The sequence below is a fragment of the Rubellimicrobium thermophilum DSM 16684 genome (genome assembly GCF_000442315.1).
Classification (GTDB): domain Bacteria; phylum Pseudomonadota; class Alphaproteobacteria; order Rhodobacterales; family Rhodobacteraceae; genus Rubellimicrobium; species Rubellimicrobium thermophilum.
Map to the genome: position 1 here is coordinate 80,130 of NZ_KE557321.1, position 25,273 is coordinate 105,402.

The following is a 25,273-nucleotide window of genomic DNA, read 5'->3' on the forward strand; positions in this document are numbered from 1 at the left end:
GCATGAAGGGGGCCGTCACCCCGAATCGAATCAGGATATGCCCGATGTCTCCGGCCCCCCGGCCTCCGCTTCCGTCCCGCCCGTCCCGCGCCCTGGCTGCGCGCGGCTGCGGCCTGGGGCTGTCAGACTTCGGGAAGTCCCGCCTCCAGCCGCTCCAGCAGACGGTCGAGCATCGCGTCGCAGCGTGCGATCTGGTCCTCGGTGACGAACTCGTCTGCCTTGTGCCCCTGCGCCATGGAGCCGGGTCCGCAGATCACCACCGGCACGCCCAGCCCCTCGGCGAACAGGCCGCCCTCGGTGCCGAAGGCCACCTTGATCGTTCCGTTCGCCCCGGTCAGGGCCTGCACGAACCGCACCGCCGCGGCATTCGTCGGCGTGCCGAGGCCGGGATAGCGGAACCGTTCCTCGATGACGATCGCGGCCCCCTCGCCGGTCTCCTGCGCGATCCGGTCTGCCTGCTGCCGCAGCTCCGCCACCAGGGCGGACAGGTCGTCTTCCACGACATTGCGGATCTCGAAATCCATCACGCAGTGATTCGGCACGATGTTGAGCGCCACCCCCCCCGCGATCGTGCCGGCATGCACCGTGGTATAGGGGATGTCGTAATCGGCATCGCGCGGCCCCTCGCGTTCGAGACGGGCCTGCATGGCGCGCAGCACGGAGAGAAGATCGGCTGCCAGATGGATTGCATTGAGGCCGAGGGGGGCGAGGGCCGAATGCGCCTCGCGTCCGTGGCAGATCGCGCGCAGGGCGACCTTGCCCTTGTGCCCGGTGGCGACCTGCATGCCCGTCGGCTCTCCCACGATCACGAGGCGCGGCCGCACCGGCGCAGCGGCCAGCATGGCGATGAGCGACGGCACGCCGAGGCAGCCCAGCTCCTCATCGTAGGACAGGGCCAGATGCAGCGGCAGGGCGAGCGGGCGGCGGCTTGCCGCGAGCATGGCCCGCAGCGCACAGGCGACAAAGCCCTTCATGTCGGCCGTGCCCCGCCCGTAGAGCCGGCCATCCCGCCGCGTCAGCACGAAGGGGGGCAGGGTCCAGTCCTGCCCCTCTGTCGGGACGACATCGGTATGGCCCGAGAGCATCACACCCCCGCGGTCGCGCGGTCCGGCGGTGACGAAGAGATTGGCCTTGCCGCCTTCTGCATCGGGCAGCAGCACCGGATCGAGCCCGGCCCCGCGCAGAAGCGTGGCGACATCCTCGATCAGGGCCCGGTTCGGGTTCCGGCTGACCGTCTGATGGGCGATGAGGCGGTCCAGAAGGGTGATGCTGTCCAAGGCTCTGCGTCCCCCGGGGAGCGGGATGTTCCCGGTTCCGGTCTAGCGGCATCGGCGGCGGGGCGACAGGGCCTTGGCAGGCGGTCTGTTCCGCAGGACAGGGGGACCCCGCCCCCTGGCAGGGGGACGGGGCCGGATGACTCGCGCGGCTCAGGCGTGCAGGTCGAAGCGGTCGAGCTCCATGACCTTCGTCCAGGCGGCGACGAAATCGGCGACGAACTTGCCGGCATTGTCGTCCTGGGCATAGACCTCGGCCAGGGCGCGCAGCTGCGAGTTGGAGCCGAAGATCAGATCGACCCGCGTGCCGGTCCAGCGCAGGGCGCCGGTCTGGCGGTCGCGCCCCTCGTAGAGGCCGTCCGCATTGGCCATCGGCGCCCAGACGGTGCCCATGTCGAGCAGGTTGACGAAGAAGTCCGGGGTGAGCTGGCCGGGCCGGTCGGTCAGGATGCCATGGGTGTTGTCTTCGGCATTGGCCCCGAGCGCCCGCATCCCGCCGACGAGGACGGTCATCTCCGGCGCCGACAGCGTCAGGAGCTGGGCACGGTCGATCAGCATCTCCTCCGGCTCGACGGAGAGCGGCCCCTTCTGCCAGTTGCGGAAGCCGTCCGCCTCGGGCTCGAGCGCGGCAAAGGAATGGGCATCGGTCTGGGCTTCGGTGGCGTCGGTGCGGCCGGGGGTGAAGGGCACCTCGATGTCATGGCCGGCCGCGCGCGCGGCGGCCTCGACCGCTGCCGAACCGGCCAGCACGATCAGATCGGCCAGGGAGATCTTCTTGCCGCCTTCGGCCCTGGCGTCGAACTCCGCCTTGATGCCCTCGAGAACCGACAGCACCCGGGCGAGCTCCTCGGGCCGGTTGACGGGCCAGTCCTTCTGCGGGGCCAGGCGGATGCGCGCGCCGTTGGCGCCCCCGCGCTTGTCCGATCCCCGGAAGGTCGATGCCGAGGCCCAGGCCGTGCGCACCAGTTCGGCCGTGGTGAGGCCGGATTGCAGGATGCGCGCCTTGAGGGCGGCGATATCGGCGGCATCGACCAGGGGGTGGTCCACCTCGGGCACCGGATCCTGCCAGATGAGGTCTTCTGCCGGCACCTCGGGGCCGAGATAGAGCCGCTTCGGCCCCACTGTCGCGATGGGTGAGCTTGAACCAGGCCCGCGCGAAGGCATCCGCGAACTCGTCCGGGTTGGCGTGATAGCGCCGGGCGATGGGTTCGTAGATGGGATCGTAGCGCAGCGAGAGGTCGGCCGTCGTCATCATGGGCCGATGCCGGATCGACGGGTCATGGGCATCGGGGATCATGTGCTCGGGCCGGACATCCTTGGCCAGCCACTGCCAGGCCCCGGCGGGAGACTTCACCAGCTCCCATTCATAGCCGAAGAGCATGTCGAAATAGCCCATGTCCCAGGTGGTCGGATTGGGCTTCCAGGCGCCTTCGATGCCGGAGGTGATGGTGTCCTTGCCATGGCCTGTGCCATGCGTGGACAGCCAGCCCAGTCCCATCGCATGCAGCGGGGCGGCTTCGGGCTCGGGACCGACGGCGGTGGCGGGGCCATTGCCATGGGCCTTGCCGAAGGTGTGCCCGCCGGCCACGAGGGCGACGGTCTCCTCGTCGTTCATGGCCATGCGCGCAAAGGTTTCGCGCACGTCGCGGCCCGAGGCGACGGGATCGGGCTTGCCGTCCGGTCCTTCGGGGTTGACATAGATCAGGCCCATCTGCACCGCCGCGAGGGGATTGGCGAGCTGGCGGTCACCGAAATAGCGGCTGTGCTCCTTCTCCGAGGTGGCGAGCCATTCGCCCTCGTCGCCCCAGTAGATGTCCTCCTCGGGCTGCCAGACATCGACGCGGCCGCCGCCGAAGCCGAAGGTCTTGAAGCCCATGGACTCGAGCGCGACATTTCCGGCCAGGATCATCAGATCCGCCCAGGAGATGCGGTTGCCGTATTTCTTCTTGATCGGCCACAGCAGGCGCCGCGCCTTGTCGAGATTGCCGTTGTCCGGCCAGGAGTTGAGCGGCGCGAAGCGCTGGGTGCCCGATCCCGCCCCGCCCCGGCCGTCAGCGGTGCGGTAGGTGCCCGCACTGTGCCAGGCCATGCGGATGAAGAGGGGGCCGTAATGTCCCCAGTCGGCCGGCCACCAGGGCTGGCTGTCGGTCATCAGGGCGCGCAGATCAGCCTTGAGCGCCTCGTAGTCGAGCTTCTGGAATTCGGCCCGGTAATCGAAGGCCGGCCCCATCGGATTGCCGCGGGGATGGTGCTGATGAAGGATGTTCAGGTTGAGCGCCCGCGGCCACCAGTCGCGATTCGTCCGGCCGGAAAAGCGCGCCCGCCGGTGGCCTTCATGCGCCACCGGGCATTGCGCGGCGTCCTTGATGTTTCCGTCCATGCGGTCCTCCATCGTCCAGTCCCTGATTCCGCGGCCGGGAATGGGCCAATCCCGCAAGGGGCCGTCCCGGCCGTCGCCCGCCCTCTAGCAGATCTGTTCCATCGGGTTTAGTTCTATTTTCTGATCCTCTTCATAAGACCAACTGATGATAAACCTCTCGCTTCGCCAGCTGCGCTATTTCGATGCGCTGGTCCGTCATCGCCATTTCGGTCGCGCCGCCGATGCGGCGGCCGTCTCGCAGCCGGCGCTGTCCATGCAGATCCGCGAGCTGGAGGCGGCGCTCGGTTCGCCCCTGTTCGAACGCGGGGCCCGGACCGTCCGTTTGACCCCGCTGGCCGAGACGCTGATACCGCGCGTGCGCGACATCCTGCGGGCCGTGGACGAGATCGGCGAGGTGGCACGCGCCTCGCGCGAGGGGCGGCTCGGCCGGCTGCGGCTTGGCGTGATCCCGACCGTGGCGCCCTATCTTCTGCCGGCGCTGGTGCCCCGCCTCATGCGGATCGAGGCCGGGCTGGATCTCAATCTGCGCGAGACCGTGACACCCCGCCTTCTCGAGGAGGTTCTGGAGGGGCGTCTGGATGCCGCGCTGGTCGCCCTGCCCGTCTCGGAGCCCGAGCTGGAGGAAGTCCCCCTGCTGCATGAGGATTTCCTGCTCGTGCGGCCTGCACGCGATGCCGGCAAGCCGGTGCCGGCCCCGGACCGGCTGCGGGAAATGCGCTTGCTTCTTCTGGAGGAGGGGCATTGCTTCCGCGATCAGGCGCTGGCCTTCTGCGGGATCGAGGGCGGACGGCCTCGCGAATGGCTCGATGGCAGCGCCTTGTCCACACTGGTGCAGATGGTGGGGGCGGGGATCGGTGTCACCCTCCTGCCCGAGATGGCCGTTGCGGTGGAGACCCGATCGGCCAATGTGGCCCTCTCCCGCTTCCAGGGCGTCCCGCCCTCGCGCAGGCTGGGCCTCGTCTGGCGGAGGACGACCCCTCTGGCCCCGGCCCTGACCCGCGTGGCCGAAGCCGTGCGCGAGGCAGGCGAGGCCGTTCTGGCCGCGGTTCGCGAGGGCTAGGGACATCGCCGGGGCACGTGCTCCTTCCTCGGGACGGTCCGGGCGGGGACGGTCTGGGCGCCCGGCTCAAGGGCAGGTCGGATCAGGGCCATTGCGCCGGCTCCGGGCAGAGCCGCGCAGGACCAGAGGAGCCGGCAGGCGCAGACGGACGGCTTCGCGCGCCCCCTCTTCGATCTGACGGATCAGGACATCCACCGTGGCGTCGACCATGGCCTCCACGGGCTGGCGGATGGTCGTGAGGTCATAGGCCGGCCAGGCGGCAAGGGGCACATCGTCGAAGCCCACGACCGAGACATCCTCCGGCACGCGCAGCCCCCGCTCGAACCGCAGCGCGTCCATGACGCCGAAGGCCATGTAGTCGTTGCCGACAAAGATCGCATCGGGCGGATCGGGCCGGTCCATGAGGCGGTGTGCGGCCCGGGCGGCCTCGTCGCGGTCGTAGAAGCCGTCGATGACGGCAAGCGGCTCCTGTCCGGCCTCGGCAAGACCCCGGCGAAAGCCTTCGGCCCGGTCCCGGCCCGTGGAGGACCCCTGCCAGCCGGCGACATGGGCGATGCGGCGATGCCCCCCGGCGAGCAGGAAACGCGCCACGATGCGCCCGCCTTCGAGATTGTCCGAGGTCACCTCGGCATGGGCCTCGCCCTCCTGACCGCGGTTGAAGAGGACGACCGGAATGCCCGCGGATTCGCAGCGGCTGGCGATGTCGCTGGTCAGTGCCACCGAGGCGAAGACGATGCCGTCCACCTGGTAGTCGAGAAGCTCCTGCACCACCTCGGCGGTGCGGCCGCTGTCGGTTCCGGCCAGGAAGACCAGGATGTGATAGCCGCGCGCCTGCAGGGCTCGGGAGAGATGCTCGATGGCCACCGGGTAGAACTGGTTCTCCAGATGGGCGACGACGAGGCCGATCATGCGGCTGCGCCCCGTGATGACTGCGCGGGCCAGGACATTCGGCCGGTAGCCGAGCTGTTCGGCCGCGGCGCGCACCTTCTCGGCCATCCTGCGCGAGACCGGGGCGCCGGGGGTGAAGACGCGGCTGACAGCCGACTGCGAGACCCCTGCGAGGCGTGCCACATCCATGGCCGTGACCCTGACAGGCTGATCGGTCATCCTGCCGTCCACCCCCCGTCGATCAGAAGCGATGCCCCCGTCATCAGCGCCGAGGCGTCCGAGGCTAGGAACAGCACCGGTCCCATGAGATCCTCCGGTTCCCCCAGACGGCCAAGGCGGATCCTCGACAGGATCCAGTCCCGGCGCCGGGGATCGGCAAGCGTCCGTTCGGCCAGGGGCGTCCGGATGAAGGTGGGGCAGAGCGTGTTCACCCGGATGCCATGCGCCCCCATTCGATCGCCATCGCCCGGGTCATCCCCTCGAGCGCATGCTTGGAGGCGCAATAGGCGGCACGGTCGGGGCCGCCCACATGGCCCATCTGGCTCGAGACATTGATCAGGCTGCCGGGGCGACCGGATGCGATCAGCCCTCGTGCGACCTCCCGGCACAGGAAGAAGGCCGCGCGCAGGTTCACGTCCAGCGTGGCATCGAGATCGGCCGGCGAGACCTCGATCGCGGGGGCATGGCGGGCGATGCCGGCGGCATTGACAAGGATGTCGAAGGGGCCCCGCCCTGCCACGAAGGCGGCCGCGGCCTCGCGATCCGTCACATCGAGGGGATGCGCCTCGGCCTGCCCGCCCGCGGCGCGGATCGCGTCGCGCACCCTCTCCAGTTCGGGACGGCGCCGGGCGATCAGCGCCACCTCGGCCCCCGCTTCGGCCAGCGCGGCGGCCGCCGCCAGACCGATGCCGGAGGAGGCGCCCGTGACAAGGGCGCGGCGGCCGTCGAGCCGGAAGGACGGCGTGCGGGGCAGCCTCATGGGCCTACTCCGCCATGTCCTGCACGGGGGCCGGCGCGCCGTAGGGGATGTCGATCCCCCCATGGCGGCGGACGCGCAGGTTGCATTGTTCGGCATGGCCCACGAAGCCTTCGAGAAGGCACAGGCGCGAGCCATGGCTGCTGACCAGGGCGGCGGCCCGGTCCGTGGTGATCCGCTGATAGCTATGGGTCTTGAGGAACTTGCCGACCCACAGCCCGCCGGTATAACGGCCCGCCCGCCGGGTGGGCAGGGTGTGGTTGGTGCCGATCACCTTGTCGCCGTTGGCCACATGCGTTCGCGGGCCAAGGAACAGCGCCCCATAGCTGTGCATGTTCTCCAGATACCAGTCGTCGCGGTCGGTGATCACCTGCACATGTTCATAGGCCAGGTCATTGGCCAGCCCCAGCATCTCCTCGTGGCTGTCGCAGACATAGATGTCGCCATGGTCCCGCCAGCTGGCTGCGGCGGTCTCGCGCGTGGGCAGGATGGAGAGAAGCCGGTCGATCTCGGCCAGCGTGGCTTCGGCCAGGGGAAGGGAATTCGTGATCAGGCAGGCGGGCGAGTTGGGGCCGTGTTCGGCCTGGCCCAGAAGATCGGTCGCGGCCATCTCGGCATCGCAGGCATCCTCGGTGGCGATGACCATGGTCTCGGTCGGGCCGGCGAGGAGATCGATGCCGACGCGCCCGAACAGCTGGCGCTTGGCCTCGGCCACATGGGCATTGCCGGGACCCACCACCATGTCCACCGGCCGGATGGTCTCGGTGCCCAGCGCCATGGCGCCCACGGCCTGGATGCCGCCCAGCACATAGATCTCGTGCGCGCCGGCCAGATGCATCGCGGCCACGATCGCCGGATGGGGCGCGCCGTTCACCGGCGGGGCGCTTGCCACGATCCGGGGCACGCCCGCGACCTGGGCCGTCAGCACCGACATATGCGCCGAGGCCACCATCGGGAACCTTCCCGCGGGAACGTAGCAGCCGACCGACTGCACCGGGATATTGCGATGGCCGAGGATCACGCCGGGCAGCGTCTCGACCTCGATGTCGCGCAGCGCCGCCTTCTGGGCCTCGGCAAAGCGGCGGATCTGGGCCTGGGCGAAGCGGATATCGGCCATGTCCCGAGCCGGGACCTTCTGCATCGCCGCCTCGATTTCGGAAGGGGAGAGGCGGAAGGAGGGCGGGTCATGGCGGTCGAAACGCCACGCCATCTCGCGCACGGCGGCATCCCCGCGGGCCGCAATATCGGCCAGAGCCTGTTCGACGGTCGCCCGCACCCTGGCATCATCCGCTGCCCGTTCGGATTCGGACTTGCCGGTCTTGAGATGGCGGATGGTCATGCGACACCCTCCGAGGTCGCAGCGCCAACAGGCCGTGCCGCGGGGGCACGGGACAGGGGGGGCATCGCGGTCATGGTCGGTCCTCCGGCAGGTCAGATCCTGGGGCATGGCGCCCGCGATCCGATCCTGCGCCTTGTTGCATACGATTGCAACAGACGATCATGATCCGTTGCCCAAGGGGGCAGGGCCCTTGCGCCCTCTTCCGGAATCGGTCCTGCGCCCCGGCGCGATGGCCGGACGCTTCGGCATCGGGGAGGATGGCCATGGCTGTTCTGTCTGCTCCGTCTTTTGCGTCTGCTGCGGCGGGACCGGAATGGCCCTGTCCGTCTGGGGCCATCCTGTGACAGAACGGTTAAGAAAGCGTAGCCGCAACGCGCGCTCTGCAGGAGAATCGGCAACGCCTCCCCAGGGGGGCGAATCGCCCGCGCAAGGGCCTGGCCGGGCCGGGTGCGGCCGCAGGCTGCGCGTTTCGGTCGCGGGCTGCAGGGGCTGTCGGCGTTTGGTCGGGCGGTCCACCCATGCTATTGCCAATGCATCGGAGGGTCGCAACCCTCGCACCGAAGGGGGTCTCTTCGTGCCGATCGATCTCGATGCGGTGATGCTGGCGCGCATCCAGTTCGCCTTCACCGTCTCCTTTCACTTCCTGTTTCCCGCCTTCACGATCGGGCTGGCCAGTTATCTGGCGGTGCTCAACGGGCTGTGGCTGTGGACGCGCGAACACCGCTATCTCGAGCTGTTCCGCTACTGGGTGAAGGTCTTCGCGCTGGCCTTCGCGATGGGCGTCGTGTCCGGGCTCGTGATGTCCTACCAGTTCGGCACCAACTGGTCGGTCTTTGCCGACCGCGCCGGGCCGGTGATCGGCGCGCCGATGGCCTATGAGGTGCTGTCGGCCTTCTTCCTCGAGGCGGGGTTCCTCGGCATCATGCTGTTCGGCCGCGACCGGGTGGGCGAAGGGCTGCACATGGCCGCCTGCGTTGCAGTCGCCCTGGGCACGATCTTTTCGGCCTTCTGGATCCTGTCGGTCAATTCCTGGATGCACACGCCCGCCGGCTACCGGATCGACGAGGCTACCGGCCAGTTCCTGCCCGAGGACTGGTGGGCCATCATCTTCAACCCGTCCTTTCCCTACCGTCTCGCCCATACCGTCACGGCAGCCTATCTGACCACCGCCTTCATCGTCGGCGGAGTGGGGGGCTGGCATCTGCTGCGCGCCCGCCGCCGCGGGGAGATCCCCAGTCAGGCGACGCGCACGATGTTCTCGATGGCGATGTGGATGGCCGCGCTGGTCGCCCCTGTCCAGCTCGTGCTGGGCGACCTGCACGGGATCAACACCCTCCACCACCAGCCTGCCAAGGTCATGGCGATGGAGGGTCATTTCGAATCCCATCCCGAAGGCTGTGCGCCGCTCTATCTCTTTGGCCTGCCCGATCAGGAGGCGCAGCGGCTCGACTACGCCCTGGGCATCCCCTGCCTGTCGAACCTGATCCTCAAGCACGACCTCACCTCGCCCCTGCCGGGTCTCGACACCGTGCCCCGCGACGAGCAGCCGCCCGTTGCCATCGTCTTCTGGTCCTTCCGCGTGATGGTCGGGCTCGGGCTGCTGATGGTCGGCCTCGGGGTCTGGTCGCTCTGGGCACGCTGGCGGGGGCGGCTGTTCGATTCGCCGGCGCTGCACCGCGCCGCCGTTGCGATGGGGCCGTCCGGCCTCGTGGCGGTGCTTGCCGGCTGGATCACCACCGAGGTGGGACGCCAGCCCTATACCGTCTATGGCCTGCTGCGCACCGCCGACAGTGCCAGCCCGCTGGCCGCGCCGGCCGTGGCCTGGTCGCTGGTCGCCTTTGTCGTGATCTATTTCGCGGTGTTCGGAGCGGGGACCTGGTATATCCTGCGCCTGTTGTCGCGCCCGCCGCGCGCCGACGAGCCGCGCCTGCATGATGTGGTCGAGGGGCCGATCCGCTCGGCCGGCATCACCCCCGCCCCCGCCGAGGCCGCCCGTCAGGGCCGGCCGCAGACCATCGGAGGCTGATCCATGCCGCTTGTCGCGGGCCTCTCCTTCGATCTCACCGTGATCTGGGCCTTCCTGATCGCCTTCGCGGTGTTCGTCTATGTCGTGCTCGATGGCTTCGATCTCGGCCTGGGGATCCTCTTCGCCGTCGAGCCGGACCGGCGCGACCGCGACGTCATGATGAATTCGGTCGCCCCGGTCTGGGACGGCAACGAGACCTGGCTCGTTCTTGGCGGTGGCGGCCTCTTTGCCGCCTTCCCCCTGGCCTATGCGGTGGTGCTGCCGGCGCTCTATGTGCCGATCCTCGCCATGCTGCTCGCCCTCGTGTTCCGCGGCGTGGCCTTCGAGTTCCGCTGGCGCACCGAACGCTGGCGGGGCGTGTGGGACATGGCCTTCATCGGCGGCTCGGCGCTTGCGGCGTTGTCGCAGGGGATCGCGCTGGGGGCGCTGCTGCAGGGGATCGCGGTCGATCCGGCGGCGCGGGCCTATGGCGGCGGCTGGTGGGACTGGCTCACGCCCTTCTCGCTCTTCGTGGGCGTGGCCGTCGTCGTGGGCTATGCGCTGCTTGGGGCCTGCTGGCTGGTGATGAAGACCACGGGCCCCCTGCAGGAGCGGATGCGCACCCGCGCCCGCTGGCTCGGCCTGGCCACGGTGGGGTTCATCGGCGCGGTGAGCCTGTGGACCCCCTTCCTGCAGGAGGGCTATTATGCCCGCTGGTTCTCGGGCTGGGGGCTGGTGGCGGCCGGGGGCGTCGCGGCGGCGGTGCTGCTCCTGGCCGCTCTGCTGGAGCGCTCGCTGTCGCTGCACCGGCACGAATACCGGCCTTTCCTGTATGCGCTGGGGCTGTTTGCGGTCTGCTTTGTCGGTCTGGGGGTGGCGATGTGGCCCTATGTCATTCCCCGCAGCGTCACCATCTGGGAGGCGGCTGCGCCGGAGACGAGCCAGCTCTTCATGCTGATCGGGGCGGCGGTGCTGATCCCGATCATCCTGGCCTATACCGCCTATGCCTACTGGGTGTTCCGCGGCAAGGTGGATCCGCAGGCGGGTTATCACTGATGGCGGCGCGGCGACGGCCCGGCCGGCGCGAGATCCTGTGGTTCCTCGGTCTGTGGGCCGCGGGTGTGGGGACGGTCGCGGTGGCGGGCCTGCTGATCCGCGCCATGCTGGCGGGCTGAGGCATCCGCTCAGTCGGCGGGGCGGAAGCCCAGCACAAGCTGGCGCAGGCCGATCACGGCGCCGATCCAGATCGACAGCAGCACCACCGGCGCCGTCACGGCAAGGGCAGCGAAGGCCGACAGGCCCTGGCCCACGCTGCATCCCCCGGCCAGAACCGCCCCCATGCCCATCAGTGCCGCGCCCGCGATCTGGCGGCGCAGCTCGCGCGGGTCCTCGCAGGCCTCCCAGCGGAAACGCCGACGGCGCAGGCAGCCCGCAAGGGATCCGGCCAGCACGCCGGCCACCGATCCCACGGCAAAGGAGGGGCGCGAGCCGCTGGCGGTCATCAGATACAGGAGGCTTTCGCCGACCGGCGCGGCAAAGCTGTGGGAGGCGAGGGGGGCCGCGGCCAGGCCATGGGTGATCACCGCCTGGCTGCCCACGAAGCCCGACGCGATGGCAAGCCCCACGACCATTCCCCAGGCGGTCTGGGCCGGATTCGGACGGTCGCGGGGAGGCAACAGGGCGACGGCAAGGACAACAAGCCCCGCCAGCAGGCCGATCACCTCGGCCGGCAGGCCCAGCAGCCCATCGGCCCTTTGGGCAAGGCCCAGCGGGACCGCGGGCGGATCCGTCACGAACAGCATCACGCGCAAGCGGGCCAGCGGGCCGGAGAGCGTGGCATAGGCCGCAACCCCGAGCACGAGCACGATCATCAGCGCACGCAGATCGCCCCCGCCGAGCCGTGCCAGAGCTCCGAAGCCGCAATTGCCGGCCAGCGCCATGCCATAGCCGAAGATCAGCCCGCCCAGCGCCGCTCCGATCAGCGTGGGTGTTCCCGCGCCGAGATAGGCCACGGCATCGATCTCCAGCAGGCCCGCTGCCGCGGCCGCGAAGGTGGCCAGGATCGCCATGCCAAGGGCCACGGCCCACATCCGCATCCGCGCGGCGTTACCGCCGTAATGCAGATCCTCGATCGCCCCCAGCGTGCAGAAGCGTCCGAGTCGCGCGGCAAGGCCCAGCACGATTCCGCCCCCTGCCCCGACAGCGAACAGGGACCAGTCGACTCCCAGGATATCCAGCATGGCCCCCCCCCCCTCCCGGCCGGCGCCGCGGGGCGCCGTCACGCCTTGCAGTAGAGTTCGTAGATGAGCTCGAGGATGCGCCGGGGGCGGTCGTCGGTCAAACTGTAATAGATCGTCTTGCCGTCGCGTCGCGGACGGACAAGCCCCTCGAGCCGCAGCCGCGCGAGCTGCTGCGAGACGGCCGCCTGTCGTGCCGAAAGCAGACGTTCGAGTTCGCCGACCGATTTCTCGCCGGTCACAAGATGGCACAGGATCAGCAGGCGCCCTTCGTGGCTCAGGGCCTTGAGCACGTCGGAGGCCTGCTGGGCCTTTTCCATCATCTGCTCGAGCTCGGCCTCGGGCAGGGAGTGGTCGAAGGCAGGAAGGGACAGGGCTGTCTCCATCGGGCGGATACGGCGCAACCAACCTATATCAACGATGTGCGCCTCTCAATCCTGTCCGTCCCGCTCCGGCTCGGCCCGGTCGAGCAGGATCCCGAGCAGTCCCCAGAAGAAGTCTTCGCCCGGATAGCCCTCGATCCGGCCCAGTTCGCGACCGGCATCGTCCACCAGGATGAAGGTGGGGGTGAGGCGTGGCCGGCTGTCCAGGATCAGATCCTCCGGCAGGGGGGCATGAAGGTCGATGCGCCGCAGGGGCGCTGCACGCCCCTCTGCGGTCAGGGGATACTCGGGGCCCACCTCGGCATCCCAGCGGGCACACCACGGACAGCCCGCCTGCTCGACCATGACCAGCTCGAGCGCCGGCGCGGGCCGACCCGGGAGGCCGGACAGGACCAGCAGCAGAAGGGCAGACAGGACAGGGCGAGACATGCGCGGGCATCCGGCGGTTGACGGAGCCAGAATAATAAACACAATATAAGATTTGAATACGAAAGGGGTGGAGCCCGTCCATGTTCGACGTGACGCTCACTGCGGCGGCGCTGGCGGGTCTGCTGTCCTTCCTGTCGCCCTGCGTGCTGCCGATGGTCCCCTTCTATCTGGGCTATCTGGCCGGGACGGGCGCGCGCAGCGTGGCGGCCGGCGGGATGGCCACGCGGGCCGTGCAGAGGCGCGCGGTGCTGGGCGCCACAGCCTTTGCTGCGGGTATCCTCGTGGTTTTCGTGTCGCTGGGGGCCACGGCCTCGCTGGCCGGTCAGCTGGTTCGCGAATGGTTCGATGTCCTGCGCTGGCTGGCGGCGGGAATCATCATCGTGATGGGGCTGCATTTTCTGGGACTGCTGCGGATTCCGCTCCTCTACCGGCAGTTCCGGGTCGAACCGGGCGATGTGCGGGACCTCTCGCCCGGCGGGGCCTTCGTGCTGGGTCTGGCCTTCGCCTTTGGCTGGACGCCCTGCGTGGGGCCCGTCCTCGCCGCGATCCTGTTCACGGCGGCCGGCACCGAAACGGCCACGCGCGGTGCCGTCCTGCTGCTGGCCTATGGCATCGGCATGACGCTGCCCTTTGTGCTGGCGGCACTCTTCGTGGGGCCCTTCATGCGGCTGATGGCGCGATTCCGCCGCCATCTGGGCGCTGTCGAGAAGGCGATGGGCCTGCTGCTCGTGACCTTCGGCCTGCTGATCGCGACCAATTCGGTCAACCGGATCGCGCAATGGATGATCGAAACCTTTCCCGCCTTCACGCGGATCGGATGACTCAGGGAGACCGGACCCATGCGCCTTCTGCTGACTGCCCTTGCCTTTCTGGCTGCAACAGCTGCCGTCGCCGAGATCCCCGCCCCCATCCTGGGCGATGACGGCCTGCACAAGGCCTCCTGGCTGCGCGAAACCTTTCGCGACCTGCGCGAGGACCTGGCCGAGGCGGGCGCAGAGGAGCGGCGGATGATGCTGCTGATCGAGCAGCGCGGCTGCATCTACTGCGCGCGGATGCATGAGGAGGTCTTCGTCGCCCCGGAAATCTTCGAACTGCTCAGCGAACGCTACTTCGTCATTCAGATCAACATGTTCGGTGATGTTCCGGTGACCGATTTCGACGGTGTGACCCTGCCCGAGAAGGAGGCGGTGCGCCGCTGGGGGGTGCTGTTCACGCCCACCATGATCTTCCTGCCGCCATCGGTTCCCGAAGGGCAGACCGCGGCCCAGGCGGCGGTGGCCACCATGCCCGGCGCCTTCGACCGCCAGACCACGCAGAACCTGCTGACCTGGGTTCTGGAGGAAGGCTATGCCGGGGACGAATCCTTTCAAGCCTATCACGCGCGCCGCCTGGCCGCGCAGGACAATTGATATTCAAGAAACAAAATCTGTTGTTGCATGAAGGCGTCCCCCCGGTCTAGTCTCGGGACAGGGGCGGGATGACTGCCACGGGAGGAGACATGACAGGACCTTGGTGCCTGGCCGCCGGGATCGCCGCCGCCGCGATCCTTGCAATGGCCCCTCTTGCATCGGCTCAGGGCGTGGTCGCCCCGGGTGACGTCGTCTTCGACGACTATGGCGAGGTGGCCCAGTCCCTGACCGGCGTGCCGGGCAATCCCGAAGCCGGCCGGACCGTGATGGCAACCCGTAGCCTCGGCAACTGCGTGGCCTGCCATCAGGTCAGCGCCATGGCCGATGTGCCCTTCCAGGGCAATGTGGGGCCGTCGCTCGACGGGGTGGCGGATCGCTGGAGCGAGGCTCAGCTGCGTGGCATCCTTGTCGATGCCGACCGCACCTTTCCCGACAGCATCATGCCGGCCTTCTACAAGACCGACGGCTTCATCCGTCCCGGGGATGGCTACACCGGCAAGGCCGCCCCCCCCGATCTGCCGCCCATCCTGACCGCCCAGCAGATCGAGGATGTCCTGGCCTATCTGCTGACCCTGCACGAGAACTGACGAGGGAGGATCCGATGACCCATACCCGCCGAGAGACCCTCCTGATCGGCCTGGGGGCCTTCGCTGCGGCCACAGGTCTGGCCGGGCCGTCGCTGGCCGCCACGCTCGAGGAGCGGATCGACGCCTTCACGGGCGGGGCCGCTATGGCCGAGGGCGGCATCACCCTGACCGCCCCCGAGATCGCCGAGAACGGCAACACCGTTCCCATCTCGGTCGAGGCGCCGGGGGCCGTGGCGATCATGCTGCTGGCGAGCGGCAACCCGAACCCCGATGTCGGCACCTTCCATTTCGGCCCGCTGGCCGCTTCGCAGAGGGCGGCCACACGGATCCGCCTGGCCGCCACGCAGGAGGTGATCGCGATCGCGCAGATGGCGGATGGTTCGTTCCTGCGCACCTCGCGCGAGGTCAAGGTCACGATCGGCGGCTGCGGCGGCTGAGGACGGCGACGAAGCAAGGAGAACAGCCATGGCAGAGAATGTCACCCCGCGCGTTCGCGTGCCCGAGACCGCCACGGCGGGCGAGGCCGTGCTCATCAAGACGCTGATCAGCCATCCGATGGAATCGGGCCAGCGCAAGGATGCCCAGGGCAACACCATCCCGCGATCGATCATCAACCGCTTCACCTGCGACTTCAACGGCCAGAACGTCATCGACGTGACGCTGGAGCCCGCGATCTCGACCAATCCCTATTTCGAGTTCGAGGCGCAGGTGAACGAATCCGGCACCTTCGTCTTCACCTGGTATGACGACGACGGCTCCGTCTACGAGGAGCGCAAGGAGATCGCTGTCTCCTGAACGGGGGGTGATCAGGCGACAGACCGGGAGGGGCGCATGCGACAGGCAGCACGACTGTTCGGCAGCGGGGCCTTGCTGGCCCTTCTGATGGCCGGGTCGGGATCGGCCGATCCGGACCATGATGATCTGATCGTCAATGGCGAGATCGACATGATCGAGCGCGCCCCGGCGCCGCCTTATGTCGAGGCTTTCGACGAGATCATCAGCGGCTGGTCCTTCCGCAGCGACGAGACCCAGGCGCTCCAGATGGACGATTTCGACAATCCCGGCATGTTGGGGGTCGAACGCGCGCGCGTCATGTTCGACACGCCCATGGGCAGCGGCGGGCAGGCCTGCTCCTCCTGCCATGAAACCCCCGAAGCCCTGCGGGGGGTGCGGGCCACCTATCCAAAATGGGACGAGGAGCGGCAGACCGTCCAGACGGTCGAGATGCAGGTCAATGAATGCCTGACCGAACGGATGGGGGCCGAGCCGCTGGGCTATGACAGCCCCGAGATGGTGGACATGGCGGCGCTCATCGCCTCGGTCTCGCGCGGGATGGTGGTGAATGTGGCCATCGACGGCCCCGCCCGGCCCGTCTGGGAGCAGGGACGCGAGCTCTACTATACCCGCTTCGGCCAGCTCGAGCTGGCCTGCGCCAATTGCCACGAGGACAATGCCGGCCGCATGATCCGCGCCGACCATCTGAGCCAGGGCCAGATCAACGGCTTTCCCACCTACCGCCTCAACAATGCCGCCCTGATCTCGGTCCACAACCGTTTCCGCGGCTGCATCCGCGATACCCGGGCGGAAACCTTTCCCGTCGGCAGCCCCGAGCTGGTCGCACTCGAACTCTATGTCGCCTCGCGCGGGAACGGCCTGACGGTCGAAGGACCGGCAGTCCGCAACTGATCCTCCCCGGCCCCGCGTCCCCCCGGGATGCGGGCCGTTCTGCCTCTGGAGACATTCACGAATATGCATAGGTTAGCCCCGTGATCCCGCGTCGCCAGTTCCTTCAGGCCGGTCTTGCGGCCTCTGCCCTCTGGGGCGCCTCGGGCTTTGGCGCCTGGAGCCGGCTTGCCGCCCAGCAGCGCCTGACGCAGGAGGATCTGATCGGACCGCCGGGTCCTGGCAACCTGACCCTGATCCACATCACCGATATTCATGCCCAGACCCAACCCGTCTGGTTCCGCGAGCCCGAGATCAACCTCGGCGTGGGCGAGGCGAGGGGGCAGCCGCCCCATCTGACGGCAGAGGAATTCCGTGCCGCCTTCGGTATCGCGAAGGGATCGGCGCTCGACTATGCCCTGACCTGGGAGGACTTCGTCGCGCTGGGCCGGGAATACGGGCGGATGGGCGGGCTCGACCGCATCGCCACCGTGGTCAAGGCCATCCGCGCCGATCGGCCCGATGCGCTGCTGCTCGATGGGGGGGACACATGGCAGGGCTCGCTCCCGGCGCTGCGCACGGCAGGGCAGGACATGGTCGAGCTGCTGGGCGCCCTGGGCGTCGATGCGATGACCGCGCATTGGGAGTTCACGCTCGGCTCCGACAGGGTGCGGGAGATTGTCGAGACCCAGCTTGCCTGTCCCTTCCTCGGCGCCAACATCTTCGATGCCGAATGGGATGAACCCGCCTTCGCGCCGATGGCCGTTTTTGAACGGGGGGGCACGAAGGTCGCGGTGATCGGGCAGGCCTTTCCCTATCTGCCCGTTGCCAATCCGCGCTGGCTGTTCCCCGACTATTCCTTCGGCCTTCGCCTGGAACGGCTGGCGGAACTTGTCGCACAGGCCCGGGAGGACGGCGCCGGGATCGTCGTCCTGCTCAGCCACAACGGTTTTGACGTGGACCGCAAGGTGGCCCGGGATGTGCCGGGCATCGACGTGATCCTGACCGGCCACACCCATGACGCCATTCCCGAACCGGTGCAGGTGGAGCAGACCTTCCTCATCGCCTCGGGCAGCCATGGCAAGTTCGTCAGCCGGCTGGATCTCGATGTGCGCGACGGACGCATGCAGGGCCTGACCCACCGGCTGATCCCGGTCTTCTCGGATGTGATTGCCCCCGACCCCGAGATGGCCGCCCGGGTCGAGGCCACGCGCGTGCCCTTTGCCGAGGAGATGGCCGAGGTCCTGGGCCATGCCGAATCGCTGCTCTACCGGCGGGGGAATTTCAACGGCACCTGGGACGACGTGATCTGCGATGCCCTGCTGGCCCAGCGGGATGCCGAGATCGCCCTGTCGCCCGGTTTCCGCTGGGGGGCGAGCGTGATGCCCGGCGAGGCGATCACGCGCGAGGATGTCTTCAACGTCACCGCGATGACCTATCCGGCCGCCTACCGGACCGAGATGACGGGCGAGATGCTCAAGGCGGTGCTCGAGGATGTGGCCGACAATCTCTTCAACCCCGATCCCTATTACCAGCAGGGCGGCGACATGGTCCGTGTCGGCGGGCTGGCCTACCGGATCGATGTGGGCGCGCCGATGGGATCGCGCATCTCCGATCTGACCCTGCTGGCCAGCGGCGAGCCGGTCGATCCGGCGCGCACCTATGTCGTGGCCGGCTGGGCCAGCGTCAACGAAGGCACGGAGGGACCGCCCATCTGGGAGGTCGTCGAAGCCCATATCCGGTCCCTGGGCACCATAAGGGCCGAACCGAGAACCCATGTGACCGTCACCGGCATCTGAGAAAGGAGCAAGGCATGAGCGACAGGGATCCGCCCTTCCGCCCCGACCGGCGCCGCCTGCTGACGGGCGCGGCCGCCGCCGGCGGGGCCCTGATCGGGGCCCGGATGGCCATGGCCCAGACTGCGGCCGGAACGCCCGATCCAGCCATCGTGAACCTTCCGCCCTGGACGCGGTATCTGGGGGACGGGGTCGATGCCCGCCCCTATGGCATGCCCTCGCAATACGAGGCCCATGTCGTGCGCCGCCATGTCCCCTGGCTGACGGCCGACCCCATCTCCTCGGTGAACTTCACACCGCTGCATGAACTCGACGGGATCATCACCCCCAACGGGCTGTGCTTCGAGCGCCATCATGGCGGCATCGCCGAGATCGACCCTGCCCAGCACCGGCTGATGATCAACGGCCTCGTGCACAGGCCTCTGGTCTTCACCATGCAGGACATCCTGCGCTTTCCGCGCGAGAACCGCATCTATTTCCTCGAATGCGCGGCCAATACGGGGATGGAATGGGCCGGGGCCCAGCTCAACGGCTGCCAGTACACGCATGGCATGATCCACAATGTCATGTACACGGGCGTGCCGCTGCGCCTGCTGCTCGAGGAGGCGGGGCTGAAGGGATCCGCCACATGGATCCTCGCCGAAGGGGCGGATGCGGCGGCGATGACCCGGTCCATCCCGATCGAGAAGGCGATGGACGACTGCCTCGTGGCCTTCAGGATGAATGGTGAGGCCCTGCGCCCCGAACAGGGCTATCCGCTGCGGCTCGTGGTGCCGGGCTGGGAGGGCAACATGTGGATCAAGTGGCTGCGCCGGATCGAGGTCGGCGATCAGCCCTGGGGCCAGCGCGAGGAGACATCGAAATACACCGACACGCTCGCCGATGGGCGTTCGCGCCGGCACACTTGGGTGATGGATGCCAAATCCGTCATCACCAACCCTTCGCCGCAGGCGCCGATCCGCACCGGTCCGGGGCCGGTGGTGCTGACTGGCGTCGCCTGGTCGGGGCGCGGCACCATCCCGCGGGTGGATGTCACGCTGGATGGCGGCATCAACTGGCACCGGGCCCGCATCTCCGGCCCCAGCCTCGACAAGTCGATGCACCGCTTCTACTTCGAGTTCGACTGGGACGGGCGGCCGCTGCTTCTGCAGAGCCGCGCCCATGACTCCACGGGCTATGTCCAGCCGACCAAGGAGGCCCTGCGGGCCATCCGGGGCGAGAATTCGATCTATCACAACAACGGCATCCAGACCTGGGCCGTGAACGAGGCGGGGGAGGCCGAGAATGTCGAGATTTCCTGAGCCCCTGACCCTGTTCGGACTGGCCGCGGCGGGGACGGGGGCCCTGCTGGGATCGGCTCTTCTGGTGGCCAATGCCCTGCATGACCCGGGGCCGGACCCGGCGGAATTCCCGCCTCTTTCCGGCGCAGCCTGGGCCCAGGATGCCGCCGGCGCCCCGGCGGAACGCCAGGAAGACGTCGCCTCGGCGGACATGACTGCATCCCCCCTTCCGGCAGAAAATCCCGCCCCCTCTCGCGAGGGGGGCTATGGTCTGGGACGCGAAGCCCTGCCCGAAGAGATCGCCGCATGGGACATCGATGTGCGCCCCGACGGACAGGGGCTGCCGCCGGGCTCGGGCGATGTCATGACGGGCGAGGCGCTCTTTGTCGAACGCTGCGCCACCTGTCATGGCGATTTCGGCGAAGGGGCAGGCCGCTGGCCGCAGCTTGCGGGGGGGTTCGGCACGCTTGACAGCGAGGACCCCGTCAAGACTGTCGGGTCCTTCTGGCCCTATCTCTCCACGGCCATCGACTACATCCACCGGGCCATGCCCTTCGGCGATGCGCAGTCCCTCACCGCGGACGAGACCTATGCCATCACCGCCTACATCCTCTATCTCAACGATCTGGTGGATGAGGACTTCGCCCTGAGTCCGGAGACCTTCGCCTCCGTGCGGATGCCCAATGCGGAAGGCTTCTTCGACGATGATCGCGACGTGACAGAGCTGGCGCTCTTCTCCGGCGAACCCTGCATGGAAGCCTGCAAGGATTCGGTCGAGATCACGATGCGGGCGACGGTTCTCGATGTGACGCCGGATGACGGCCTTGCCCCAGCCGAAGCCACGGCAGGCGGGGCCGAGGCCAGTGCCGCCGCCGAAGCGGCCCCCGCGACAGAACCCGCAACTGAACCTGCGGCCGAGCCTGCGGCCGAGGCCGCGGCCGACCCCGCGGCCGAGCCCGTGGCCGAGCCCCCGTCGGTCGAGGCCGATGCCCCGGCCTCTGCTCCCGACATGGCGCTGGTTGCGGCCGGTGAGCAGCTCTTCCGCCGCCGCTGTGCCTCCTGTCATGAGGTGGGCGAGGGGGCGCGGACGCGCACGGGACCTGTGCTCAATGGCGTGGTCGGCCGCCCCATCGCCTCTGCGGAGGGCTTCGGCTATTCGCGTGTGCTCGAGGATGCGGGAGCCGCGGGCCGGGTCTGGTCGGTGGAGGAGCTTGCGGCCTATCTGGCCGATCCTCGCGGGGCCATGCCGGGAACCCGGATGGCCTTCCAGGGGCTGCGCTCCGAGGAGGAGATCGCGGCCGTCATCGCCTTCCTGCAGAGCCATCCCGAGTGAACCGGATTCCGGCGGCTGTCCCCGGCCGCCCCCAGCCAGGAGAACCCTCAGGCAGCCTGCAAGCCTGATTCTGACCTTCGGCCTGATGGGGGCCTCTGCCGCGCTGGCGCAGGAGACGGCCGTCGCCTATGCCTTCGACGGAACCTTCGAGGATGCCGCCTTCGCCGTTGAAACCGCGATCACCAACCGGGGGCTGGTGATCGACTACATCAGCCATGTCGGCGAGATGCTCAACCGCACCGGCGCCGATGTGGGCAGCGACATCGTCCTGTTCGACGAGGCCGATATCTATGTGTTCTGTTCGGCCGTCCTGTCGCGTCGTGCCATGGAGGCCGATCCCCTGAACATCGCCTTCTGCCCCTATGGCATCTTCGTGGCCGAGCGGGACGGCCAGGTGACGATCGGCTACCGCACCTATCCGGACGGCCCGATGGATGAGGTGGAGGCGCTGCTTGATGACATCGCGCGCGAGGCGGCGGGGTCCTGATCGCCGGTCTCAGCCGGCGGGAACAAAGGTATAACCTTCTCCTGATTCCGTGATGCGGCCGATGCCGCCTTGCGGGAAATGGAAGCCGATCACCATCCGGCCCGGCGCGGCCAGATCGGCCAGGAGAGCACTGCGCGTCGCCGCCGCCAGGGCCCTGTCCTGATCCGATGGCAGATGCCAGTCCGGCCGCGCCAGCGCGATGGCGGCATTGGGAACGGCATCGCCCAGCACGATCAGCGCATCCTCTTCTTCGCCCAGGCGGAAGCTCATGTGGCCCGGTGTATGCCCGGGGGTCGCCAGGGCCACCACTCCCGGCAGCAGGCTGTCGCCTGCCTCGAAGGTCTCCAGCATGTCGCCCAGGATCCCGATGCGGCGCAGGGCGCCGGCCGCAAAGGACTGGCGATCGGCGCCGATGCGGTCGATGGTGGCCGGATCGCTCCAGAAGTCGCGCTCGGCCCGGCCCATCAGATGACGGGCGGCGGGAAAGCGTGGCTCGTCGAACTCGTCCAGAACGCCCCAGAGATGGTCGGGATGACCGTGGGTGAAGACCACATGGGTGATGGCAGAGGGATCAACCCCCGCGGCGGCGAGCGCATCGGGCAGATGACCGGTGGTGGTCATGAAATCGGCCCCGGCCCCGGCATCGAAGAGCACCGTCGCTCCGTTGCCCTGCCAGAGCGTGATGTTGCACGGCATGCGCAGTTCGGGCCCGCTCTGGCCTGCGGCGGCGAGCAGGGTCCGGGCCTCTTCTGTCGGCAGACCGTCGAGGACCAGGGCTTCGGGCAGGACAAGATGCCCATCGCTCAGGCTGAGAAGGCGGCCCCCGGCAAGGGGGATCTCCGTCGCGGCCCAGGCGTGGCGCAGGGCGAGGCCCCCCGCAAGGGAGACGATACCGGTGCCGAGCAGGCGGCGGCGGGTGATGGCCATGTCCGCTTCTCCTATTTTGATCCGTGAATGTTATGATATGATGAAGGCGTTGTCATGAGTTCCGCTTTGCCGGCCCGTCCGGTGCGGGCGGGCCGGAACGGAAAGGGCCGGATCGTGCCGGATCAGGCCGGGCTTCCGGCGGACAGCAGATCGATGATCATGCGGATCGCCGTCGCGGCCAGGAACAGGCCGAAACAGATCCGCAAGGCGCGCATCGGGATCGCATGGGCGATGCGGGCGCCCCAGACGGCGAACCCTGTCGTGAAGGGCACGATGAGGGCCAGCGCCGGCAGGTTCACATAGCCGAGCGAGAAGGGCGGCAGCCCCTCCTGCCCGAGTCCGGCCAGGATGTAGACCAGCGTTCCCGGCAGGCCGATCACGAGGCCCAGCGCCGAGGAGGTCCCGACGGCACGGCGGATGTCATAGCCCAGATGACTCAGCACCGGGACGCAGACGGTGCCGCCCCCGATGCCCATCAGGGCCGAGACGCCCCCCGCGAAAAGACCCGTGACGGCCCAGGCGAAGGGCGAGGCATGGCGTGGCGCGGTGGTCGGCATGCCGCGGCCGAAGAGCATCGTTGCCGACACCGCAAGGGCGACCGCGGCAAAGACCGCGATCATCGCACGGCCGTCCAGGACAGCGCCCAGCAGCGAGCCCAGCACGACGCCCATGGCCAGCCAGGGTGTCCAGCGCCGCAGCAGGGCCATGTCCACGGCGCCGCGGCGGTGATGGGCGCGGCTCGAGGATAGCGCGGTGAAGACGATCGTGGCGAGCGACGTGGCCACGGCCACCTGCATGGCTGACGTGCCGCCGAGCCCGGTGGCGGTGAAGGCCAGATAGAGGGCCGGCACGATGACGATGCCCCCGCCGACGCCCAGAAGACCGGCCAGCAGCCCGCCCACAATCCCGGCCGCCACACCCGCTGCGCCAAGCAGCGCAAGGCTGCCGAGGGTCAGTTGCGCGGTCATCGTGTCGCCATCGCACGGAACAGGGCATGCAGACGGAAGACAGGGGGCAGGCGGAACGGAACAGCCGCCATGGGGAGCCTCCCGGCGGGGGACGAGAAGAAATCCGGCGGCCGCGGGGTCGGGCCGGGAGGCGATGATGCCGGGAATCGCGGCCGGGGTGAAGGGGCTTTGCCCGGCCGCTCGACTGCAGGGACGGGGCATGGCAGGGTAGGACGCGGTCCCTGTCCGGAGTCTGCCCATGCATCGCCTTCTGCCTCTTGCTGCCCTGCCGCTTCTGGCGGCCTGTGCCGATGACGGGCTGCGGGTCTATGTCGGCGACCGTCTGATCTATGCCGAGCCCCGGGCCGGGACGGCCGAAGCGACCGCCGCCGAGGACGCCCCGGAGGCCGCCGGAACGCCCGGGGCCGGACAGGGCTGGCGCTTTCCGACCTTCACCACCAACATTCCGGTCTATGTCGGCGACCGGATGGTCTCTCCCGGTACGGGGAGCCCCGCGCGCGAGGAGGGCTGAGGGCGTCCGCCGCCGCGCGGCCGCAGGGCGGCGGGGCCGGGCGGGGACATGCTGTCAGGACAGCGCCTCGACCGCGACGGCCGTCGCCTCTCCTCCGCCGATGCAGAGCGCTGCGATGCCCCGTCGCAGACCCTGCGTCCGCAGCGCATGGACCAGGGTGACGAGGATCCGGGCCCCCGTGGCGCCGATCGGATGGCCCAGCGCGCAGGCCCCCCCATTGACGTTCAGCCGTTCGCGCGGGATGCGCAGCTCCCGCATCGCGGCCATTGCGACCACGGCGAAGGCCTCGTTGATCTCCCACAGATCCACCGTCTCTGCCCCCCATCCGAGCCGATCGAGCAGCTTGCGGACGGCGCCGGCGGGGGCGGTGGTGAACTGGGCCGGGGCCTGGGCATGGGTAGCATGGCCCAGGATCCGGGCAAGCGGCGCGGCACCGGTCGCGGCGGCGATGTCTTCGGCCATCAGCACAAGGGCAGCGGCCCCATCGGCGATCGAGGAGCTGTTGGCCGCCGTGAGCGTGCCCCCTTCGCGGAAGGCCGGGGGAAGGCGGGCGATGCGCTCGGGGCGGGCGCGGGCGGGGCCTTCGTCCTGCGCCAGCTCCTCCAGCGGGACGGTTTCGGCCAGAAAGCGGCCTTCGGCCAGCGCCTCCTGCGCGCGGGAGAGGGATTCAAGGGCATAGCCGTCCTGATCGGCGCGGGAAAAGCCGAAGGCCGTCGCGCAGTCCTCGGCGAAGTCGCCCATCGCGCGGCCCCGCTCATAGGCGTCCTCGAGCCCGTCAAGCACCATGTGATCATGGAGCCGGCCATGGCCGAAGCGATAGCCGCCGCGCGCATGATCGAGCAGATAGGGCGCGTTGCTCATGCTCTCCATGCCGCCCGCGATGACGATGGCCGCGCTGCCGGCGCGGATCATGTCATGCCCGAGCATCACCGCCTTCATGCCCGATCCGCAAACCTTGCCCACCGTGGTGCAGGGAACGGATTGGGGCAGCCCCGCGCCCAGCGCGGCCTGGCGGGCCGGCGCCTGGCCCAGACCGGCCGTCAGCACGCAACCCATCAGCAGCTCGTCCACGCGCTCTGCCGGCAGGGCGGCCCGCTCGAGGGCCCCTCGGATTGCCGCAGCCCCCAGCGAGGGGGCAGAGCGCGAACGCAGCGCACCCTGGAAGCTGCCGATCGGCGTCCGTGCCGCCCCTGCGATGATGACCCCGGTCATGGCCGTCAGCCCTCGCCTGCCTGTTCCCCGATGGGGACGGTAGCCCCCTGGCTCTGGCGGGGACAAGCCCGACAGGACGCATGCCGCGCACATGGATGGCGGATCGCCCTGTCCTGACGGGGCAGGGCCG

General features: G+C 69.0%; 24 protein-coding genes and 2 pseudogenes. 15 read left to right on the forward strand and 11 right to left on the reverse strand.

The features are described from left to right. Positions 1 to 122: 122 nt before the first annotated feature. Together argE and katG are read right to left on the reverse strand one after the other, a co-directional pair. Positions 123 to 1,277: an acetylornithine deacetylase gene (gene argE, locus RUTHE_RS08185; protein ID WP_021097901.1), complete on the reverse strand. Its 1,155-nt coding sequence runs from the start codon at positions 1,275 to 1,277 to the stop codon at positions 123 to 125. A gap of 150 nt (positions 1,278 to 1,427) precedes the next feature. Further along, positions 1,428 to 3,654 (reverse strand): annotated as a pseudogene (gene katG, locus RUTHE_RS08190) (catalase/peroxidase HPI). A gap of 145 nt (positions 3,655 to 3,799) precedes the next feature. Here katG and RUTHE_RS08195 point away from each other — a divergent pair. Then, a complete protein-coding gene (locus RUTHE_RS08195; RefSeq protein WP_021097904.1) occupies positions 3,800 to 4,714 on the forward strand; it encodes a hydrogen peroxide-inducible genes activator in 915 nt (304 codons plus the stop codon). Positions 4,715 to 4,780: 66 nt separating this feature from the next. Here RUTHE_RS08195 and RUTHE_RS08200 read toward each other — a convergent pair whose 3' ends face one another. From RUTHE_RS08200 to hisD, 3 genes and pseudogenes are all read right to left on the reverse strand, one after another. Next, positions 4,781 to 5,821 (reverse strand): LacI family DNA-binding transcriptional regulator, encoded by a 1,041-nt coding sequence (locus RUTHE_RS08200; protein WP_021097905.1) that lies wholly within the window; start codon positions 5,819 to 5,821, stop codon positions 4,781 to 4,783. Then, a pseudogene (locus RUTHE_RS08205) lies at positions 5,818 to 6,581 on the reverse strand (SDR family NAD(P)-dependent oxidoreductase). The gene RUTHE_RS08200 and the pseudogene RUTHE_RS08205 overlap by 4 nt, the downstream one beginning before the upstream one ends. 4 nt (positions 6,582 to 6,585) lie before the next feature. Then, the gene (gene hisD, locus RUTHE_RS08210) at positions 6,586 to 7,917 is read right to left on the reverse strand and encodes a histidinol dehydrogenase (RefSeq protein ID WP_021097908.1); all 1,332 of its coding nucleotides are present in this window, start codon (positions 7,915 to 7,917) and stop codon (positions 6,586 to 6,588) included. A 598-nt stretch (positions 7,918 to 8,515) separates the two neighbouring features. Between hisD and RUTHE_RS08215 the strand changes: the two genes are divergently transcribed. From RUTHE_RS08215 to RUTHE_RS17005, 3 genes are read left to right on the forward strand one after another with little or no spacing between them, the layout of a single operon-like run. Continuing rightward, a complete protein-coding gene (locus RUTHE_RS08215) occupies positions 8,516 to 9,943 on the forward strand; it encodes a cytochrome ubiquinol oxidase subunit I (RefSeq protein ID WP_040645575.1) in 1,428 nt (475 codons plus the stop codon). Between the two features lie 3 nt (positions 9,944 to 9,946). Further along, positions 9,947 to 10,978 carry a cytochrome d ubiquinol oxidase subunit II gene (cydB, locus tag RUTHE_RS08220; RefSeq protein ID WP_021097910.1) on the forward strand — a complete coding sequence of 344 codons (1,032 nt, stop codon included), beginning with the start codon at positions 9,947 to 9,949 and terminating at the stop codon, positions 10,976 to 10,978. Next, positions 10,978 to 11,097, forward strand: a complete 120-nt coding sequence (locus RUTHE_RS17005) for a hypothetical protein (RefSeq protein ID WP_021097911.1) — start codon at positions 10,978 to 10,980, stop codon at positions 11,095 to 11,097. The genes cydB and RUTHE_RS17005 overlap by 1 nt, the downstream gene beginning before the upstream one ends. 9 nt (positions 11,098 to 11,106) lie before the next feature. Here RUTHE_RS17005 and RUTHE_RS08225 read toward each other — a convergent pair whose 3' ends face one another. The 3 genes from RUTHE_RS08225 to RUTHE_RS08235 all read right to left on the reverse strand — a co-directional run bounded on the left by RUTHE_RS08225 (position 11,107) and on the right by RUTHE_RS08235 (position 12,971). After that, a complete protein-coding gene (locus RUTHE_RS08225; RefSeq protein ID WP_040645522.1) occupies positions 11,107 to 12,162 on the reverse strand; it encodes a YeeE/YedE family protein in 1,056 nt (351 codons plus the stop codon). A gap of 38 nt (positions 12,163 to 12,200) precedes the next feature. Next, positions 12,201 to 12,482 (reverse strand): ArsR/SmtB family transcription factor, encoded by a 282-nt coding sequence (locus RUTHE_RS08230; RefSeq protein ID WP_425413938.1) that lies wholly within the window; start codon positions 12,480 to 12,482, stop codon positions 12,201 to 12,203. A gap of 108 nt (positions 12,483 to 12,590) precedes the next feature. Then, positions 12,591 to 12,971 carry a thioredoxin domain-containing protein gene (locus RUTHE_RS08235; RefSeq protein WP_021097914.1) on the reverse strand — a complete coding sequence of 127 codons (381 nt, stop codon included), beginning with the start codon at positions 12,969 to 12,971 and terminating at the stop codon, positions 12,591 to 12,593. Between the two features lie 80 nt (positions 12,972 to 13,051). Between RUTHE_RS08235 and RUTHE_RS08240 the strand changes: the two genes are divergently transcribed. The 10 genes from RUTHE_RS08240 (at position 13,052) to RUTHE_RS08285 (ending at position 21,525) form a co-directional block, all read left to right on the forward strand. Continuing rightward, a complete protein-coding gene (locus tag RUTHE_RS08240; RefSeq protein ID WP_021097915.1) occupies positions 13,052 to 13,792 on the forward strand; it encodes a cytochrome c biogenesis CcdA family protein in 741 nt (246 codons plus the stop codon). 18 nt (positions 13,793 to 13,810) lie between these two features. Beyond that, positions 13,811 to 14,380 carry a thioredoxin family protein gene (locus RUTHE_RS08245; RefSeq protein WP_021097916.1) on the forward strand — a complete coding sequence of 190 codons (570 nt, stop codon included), beginning with the start codon at positions 13,811 to 13,813 and terminating at the stop codon, positions 14,378 to 14,380. 89 nt (positions 14,381 to 14,469) lie between these two features. Then, complete coding sequence (gene soxX, locus RUTHE_RS08250) at positions 14,470 to 14,967, forward strand: sulfur oxidation c-type cytochrome SoxX (protein WP_021097917.1); 498 nt, start codon at positions 14,470 to 14,472, stop codon at positions 14,965 to 14,967. Positions 14,968 to 14,981: 14 nt separating this feature from the next. Continuing rightward, positions 14,982 to 15,404: a thiosulfate oxidation carrier protein SoxY gene (gene soxY, locus RUTHE_RS08255; RefSeq protein WP_021097918.1), complete on the forward strand. Its 423-nt coding sequence runs from the start codon at positions 14,982 to 14,984 to the stop codon at positions 15,402 to 15,404. 28 nt (positions 15,405 to 15,432) lie between these two features. Next, the gene (soxZ, locus tag RUTHE_RS08260) at positions 15,433 to 15,762 is read left to right on the forward strand and encodes a thiosulfate oxidation carrier complex protein SoxZ (RefSeq protein ID WP_021097919.1); all 330 of its coding nucleotides are present in this window, start codon (positions 15,433 to 15,435) and stop codon (positions 15,760 to 15,762) included. Between the two features lie 36 nt (positions 15,763 to 15,798). Next, a complete protein-coding gene (gene soxA, locus RUTHE_RS08265) occupies positions 15,799 to 16,653 on the forward strand; it encodes a sulfur oxidation c-type cytochrome SoxA (RefSeq protein WP_021097920.1) in 855 nt (284 codons plus the stop codon). A gap of 80 nt (positions 16,654 to 16,733) precedes the next feature. Beyond that, positions 16,734 to 18,428, forward strand: coding sequence for a thiosulfohydrolase SoxB (soxB, locus tag RUTHE_RS08270; protein ID WP_021097921.1), 1,695 nt, complete (start codon positions 16,734 to 16,736; stop codon positions 18,426 to 18,428). A gap of 14 nt (positions 18,429 to 18,442) precedes the next feature. Further along, positions 18,443 to 19,726 carry a sulfite dehydrogenase gene (soxC, locus tag RUTHE_RS08275; protein ID WP_021097922.1) on the forward strand — a complete coding sequence of 428 codons (1,284 nt, stop codon included), beginning with the start codon at positions 18,443 to 18,445 and terminating at the stop codon, positions 19,724 to 19,726. Next, positions 19,710 to 21,038, forward strand: a complete 1,329-nt coding sequence (locus RUTHE_RS08280; protein ID WP_021097923.1) for a c-type cytochrome — start codon at positions 19,710 to 19,712, stop codon at positions 21,036 to 21,038. The genes soxC and RUTHE_RS08280 overlap by 17 nt, the downstream gene beginning before the upstream one ends. A gap of 85 nt (positions 21,039 to 21,123) precedes the next feature. After that, positions 21,124 to 21,525, forward strand: coding sequence for a DUF302 domain-containing protein (locus RUTHE_RS08285; protein ID WP_021097924.1), 402 nt, complete (start codon positions 21,124 to 21,126; stop codon positions 21,523 to 21,525). Between the two features lie 9 nt (positions 21,526 to 21,534). On the opposite strand, the gene RUTHE_RS08290 is transcribed toward RUTHE_RS08285, so the two are convergent. Then, a complete protein-coding gene (locus RUTHE_RS08290; protein WP_021097925.1) occupies positions 21,535 to 22,452 on the reverse strand; it encodes an MBL fold metallo-hydrolase in 918 nt (305 codons plus the stop codon). 122 nt (positions 22,453 to 22,574) lie between these two features. Beyond that, a complete protein-coding gene (locus RUTHE_RS08295; RefSeq protein ID WP_021097926.1) occupies positions 22,575 to 23,420 on the reverse strand; it encodes a sulfite exporter TauE/SafE family protein in 846 nt (281 codons plus the stop codon). A 238-nt stretch (positions 23,421 to 23,658) separates the two neighbouring features. Between RUTHE_RS08295 and RUTHE_RS08300 the strand changes: the two genes are divergently transcribed. Next, entirely contained in the window at positions 23,659 to 23,931 is a 273-nt protein-coding gene (locus tag RUTHE_RS08300) for a hypothetical protein (RefSeq protein ID WP_021097927.1), read from the forward strand. Positions 23,932 to 23,985: 54 nt separating this feature from the next. Here the strand turns inward: RUTHE_RS08300 and RUTHE_RS08305 are convergent, their stop codons facing one another. Beyond that, entirely contained in the window at positions 23,986 to 25,143 is a 1,158-nt protein-coding gene (locus RUTHE_RS08305; RefSeq protein ID WP_021097928.1) for an acetyl-CoA C-acyltransferase, read from the reverse strand. Positions 25,144 to 25,273: the final 130 nt, after the last annotated feature.

Excerpts from the sequence above, each read along its gene's own strand:
- RUTHE_RS08195 (WP_021097904.1), top strand. The coding sequence starts at position 3,800 with ATGATAAACCTCTCGCTTCGCCAGCTGCGCTATTTCGATGCGCTGGTC.
- RUTHE_RS08200 (WP_021097905.1), bottom strand. The coding sequence starts at position 5,821 with ATGACCGATCAGCCTGTCAGGGTCACGGCCATGGATGTGGCACGCCTC.
- hisD (WP_021097908.1), bottom strand. The coding sequence starts at position 7,917 with ATGACCATCCGCCATCTCAAGACCGGCAAGTCCGAATCCGAACGGGCA.
- RUTHE_RS08215 (WP_040645575.1), top strand. The coding sequence starts at position 8,516 with ATGCTGGCGCGCATCCAGTTCGCCTTCACCGTCTCCTTTCACTTCCTG.
- cydB (WP_021097910.1), top strand. The coding sequence starts at position 9,947 with ATGCCGCTTGTCGCGGGCCTCTCCTTCGATCTCACCGTGATCTGGGCC.
- RUTHE_RS17005 (WP_021097911.1), top strand. The coding sequence starts at position 10,978 with ATGGCGGCGCGGCGACGGCCCGGCCGGCGCGAGATCCTGTGGTTCCTC.
- RUTHE_RS08225 (WP_040645522.1), bottom strand. The coding sequence starts at position 12,162 with ATGCTGGATATCCTGGGAGTCGACTGGTCCCTGTTCGCTGTCGGGGCA.
- RUTHE_RS08230 (WP_425413938.1), bottom strand. The coding sequence starts at position 12,482 with ATGATGGAAAAGGCCCAGCAGGCCTCCGACGTGCTCAAGGCCCTGAGC.
- RUTHE_RS08235 (WP_021097914.1), bottom strand. The coding sequence starts at position 12,971 with ATGTCTCGCCCTGTCCTGTCTGCCCTTCTGCTGCTGGTCCTGTCCGGC.
- RUTHE_RS08240 (WP_021097915.1), top strand. The coding sequence starts at position 13,052 with ATGTTCGACGTGACGCTCACTGCGGCGGCGCTGGCGGGTCTGCTGTCC.
- RUTHE_RS08245 (WP_021097916.1), top strand. The coding sequence starts at position 13,811 with ATGCGCCTTCTGCTGACTGCCCTTGCCTTTCTGGCTGCAACAGCTGCC.
- soxX (WP_021097917.1), top strand. The coding sequence starts at position 14,470 with ATGACAGGACCTTGGTGCCTGGCCGCCGGGATCGCCGCCGCCGCGATC.
- soxY (WP_021097918.1), top strand. The coding sequence starts at position 14,982 with ATGACCCATACCCGCCGAGAGACCCTCCTGATCGGCCTGGGGGCCTTC.
- soxZ (WP_021097919.1), top strand. The coding sequence starts at position 15,433 with ATGGCAGAGAATGTCACCCCGCGCGTTCGCGTGCCCGAGACCGCCACG.
- soxA (WP_021097920.1), top strand. The coding sequence starts at position 15,799 with ATGCGACAGGCAGCACGACTGTTCGGCAGCGGGGCCTTGCTGGCCCTT.
- soxC (WP_021097922.1), top strand. The coding sequence starts at position 18,443 with ATGAGCGACAGGGATCCGCCCTTCCGCCCCGACCGGCGCCGCCTGCTG.
- RUTHE_RS08280 (WP_021097923.1), top strand. The coding sequence starts at position 19,710 with ATGTCGAGATTTCCTGAGCCCCTGACCCTGTTCGGACTGGCCGCGGCG.
- RUTHE_RS08285 (WP_021097924.1), top strand. The coding sequence starts at position 21,124 with ATGGGGGCCTCTGCCGCGCTGGCGCAGGAGACGGCCGTCGCCTATGCC.
- RUTHE_RS08290 (WP_021097925.1), bottom strand. The coding sequence starts at position 22,452 with ATGGCCATCACCCGCCGCCGCCTGCTCGGCACCGGTATCGTCTCCCTT.
- RUTHE_RS08295 (WP_021097926.1), bottom strand. The coding sequence starts at position 23,420 with ATGACCGCGCAACTGACCCTCGGCAGCCTTGCGCTGCTTGGCGCAGCG.
- RUTHE_RS08300 (WP_021097927.1), top strand. The coding sequence starts at position 23,659 with ATGCATCGCCTTCTGCCTCTTGCTGCCCTGCCGCTTCTGGCGGCCTGT.
- RUTHE_RS08305 (WP_021097928.1), bottom strand. The coding sequence starts at position 25,143 with ATGACCGGGGTCATCATCGCAGGGGCGGCACGGACGCCGATCGGCAGC.